Genomic DNA, 2,316 nt, shown 5'->3' with positions numbered 1-2,316 from the left:
TCACGCCACCGCGAACGCCGCCTTCATGTCGGCGATGCGGCGCCGCTCGCGCGCGATCATCATCCGGTTCACGACGATCACACCGATCGTCACCGCCGTGATGAACAGCGTCGCCAGCGCGTTCATCTCCGGGTTCAGCCCCAGCCGCACGCGCGAGAACACCACCAGCGGCAGCGTCGTCGAGCCCGGCCCGGACAGGAACGCCGACAGCACCAGGTCGTCGATCGACAGCGTGAACGACAGCAGCCACCCCGACAGCAGCGCCTGCGAGATCAACGGCAGCGTCACCACGAAGAACACCTTCAGCGGCGTCGCCCCCAGGTCGAGCGCCGCCTCTTCCAGCGACTTGTTCATCTCCTTCACGCGCGACTGCACAATGATCGCCACGTACGACACGCACAGCATCACGTGGCCGATCCAGATCGTCACCATCCCGCGCCCCTTCGGCCAGCCGAACATCTGCTCCAGCGCAACGAACAGCAACAGCAGCGAGATGCCCTGGATCACTTCCGGAATCACCAGCGGCGCGTTGATCATCCCCGTGTACAGCGTGAAGCCCTTGAAGCGGCCGAAGCGCGCGAGCACGAAGCCCGCCCACGTGCCGATCACGACCGACGCGGTGGCCGTCAGCAAGCCGATCTTCAGCGACAGCCACGCGGCGCTCAGCAGCTCGTCGTCGTCCAGCAGCGCCGAGTACCACTTCAGCGAGAAGCCCGACCACACCGTCACCAGCTTCGACTCGTTGAACGAGTACACGACCAGGCTGATGATCGGGATGTACAGGAACAGGAAGCCGAAGGCGAGGACGCCCGTCGACAGCGGTTTGCTCGGCTTGATCATTTCGCGTCCTCCAGTTCCTTGACCTGGTAGTACTGGAACAGCGCCATCGGCACCAGCAGCAGCAGCACCATCGCGACCGTCACCGCGGACGCCATCGGCCAGTCCATGTTGTTGAAGAATTCATCCCACATCACGCGGCCGATCATCAGCGTGTCGGCGCCGCCGAGCAGCTCCGGAATCACGTACTCGCCCACCGCCGGGATGAACACCAGCAGGCTGCCGGCGATGATCCCGTTCTTCGACAGCGGCAGCGTGATGCGCGTGAACGCGACCCACGGCTTGGCGCCGAGGTCGTACGCGGCTTCGAGCAACGTGAGGTCCATCTTCACGAGGTGCGCGTACAGCGGCATCACCATGAACGGCAGGTACGAATAGACCATCCCGATGTAGACGCCCGCGTCGCTGTGATAGAGCCGCAGCGGCGTGTGGATGATGCCCAGCGCGATCAGCGTGTGGTTCAGGAGGCCGTCGTCCTTCAGGATGCCGATCCATGCGTACACGCGGATCAGGAACGACGTCCAGAACGGCAGCATCACGGCCATCATCAGCACGTTGCGGCGGTTCGGTTCCGAGCGCGCGATGTAGTACGCCATCGGGTAACCGATCAGCAGGCACAGCACCGTCGAGACAGCGGCCATCTTCAGCGAGCTGAGGTAGGTCGCGATATACAGGTCGTCCTGCAGCAGGAACGCGTAGTGCGACAGCTGCAGCGCGAAGTGCACGATGCCGTCCTTGATCTCGACGAGCGACGTGTACGGCGGGATGCCCATCACCTGGTCGGCGAAGCTGATCTTCAGCACCAGCACGAACGGCAGCGCGAAGAACACGGCCAGCCACACGAACGGCACGCCGATCGCGACGCTGCGGCCCGACGGCAGGAAGCGCGACAGCGCGGCAAGGCGGCCCGGGCGGGCGCGGGCGGCACCGGTGCTCGCGGCGCCGGTCGGCACCGGCGCGGACGGATTGGAGGCGGAGGTTCTCATCGTGGCGTCCTCACTGCGTCAGCACGACGCCGCTGGCCGGCGACCACGACACGAACACGTCGTCGTTCCACGCCGGTGCGTTGTCGTTCATCAGGTGCGAGCTCGACAGGTTCGACACCACCGTCTTGCCGCTCGGCAGGCGCACGTGGTACAGCGAGTAGCTGCCCATGTACGCGATGTCGGTCACGACGCCGCGCGCCCAGTTGTGTTTCGAGCCGGGTTTTTCGCGCGACACGTGAATGCGCTCCGGGCGCACGGAGATGCCGACGGGCATCCCGAGCGGGCCGGTGATGCCGTGGCTCACGTACATGCGCGCTTCGAGGTCGTCGCTTTCAACGAAGATGTGATCGGGTTCGTCTTCGACCACGCGCCCTTCGAACAGGTTGGTCGAGCCGATGAATTCGGCCGAGAAGCGGCTGTTCGGGAATTCGTACACCTCGCCCGGCGCGCCGATCTGCACGATCTTGCCTTCGCTCATCACCGCGAGGCGGCT

Annotated in this window: 3 protein-coding genes; all 3 read right to left on the bottom strand. The window is 65.1% G+C overall.

Annotation, left to right across the window (positions count from 1 at the left end):
• A complete protein-coding gene (locus LGM56_RS36655; protein ID WP_089473679.1) occupies positions 1-840 on the bottom strand; it encodes an ABC transporter permease subunit in 840 nt (279 codons plus the stop codon).
• The gene (locus LGM56_RS36650) at positions 837-1,823 is read right to left on the bottom strand and encodes an ABC transporter permease subunit (protein ID WP_089495778.1); all 987 of its coding nucleotides are present in this window, start codon (positions 1,821-1,823) and stop codon (positions 837-839) included. The genes LGM56_RS36655 and LGM56_RS36650 overlap by 4 nt, the downstream gene beginning before the upstream one ends.
• A gap of 10 nt (positions 1,824-1,833) precedes the next feature.
• Positions 1,834-2,316: TOBE domain-containing protein (locus LGM56_RS36645; protein WP_226208207.1), on the bottom strand; the 483-nt coding region annotated here is incomplete at its 5' end.

The sequence above is a fragment of the Burkholderia sp. AU38729 genome (assembly GCF_020419725.1).
Classification (GTDB): domain Bacteria; phylum Pseudomonadota; class Gammaproteobacteria; order Burkholderiales; family Burkholderiaceae; genus Burkholderia.
The sequence above is the reverse complement of the archived record's forward strand: the minus strand, read 5'-3'. Positions and strand labels throughout refer to the sequence as shown.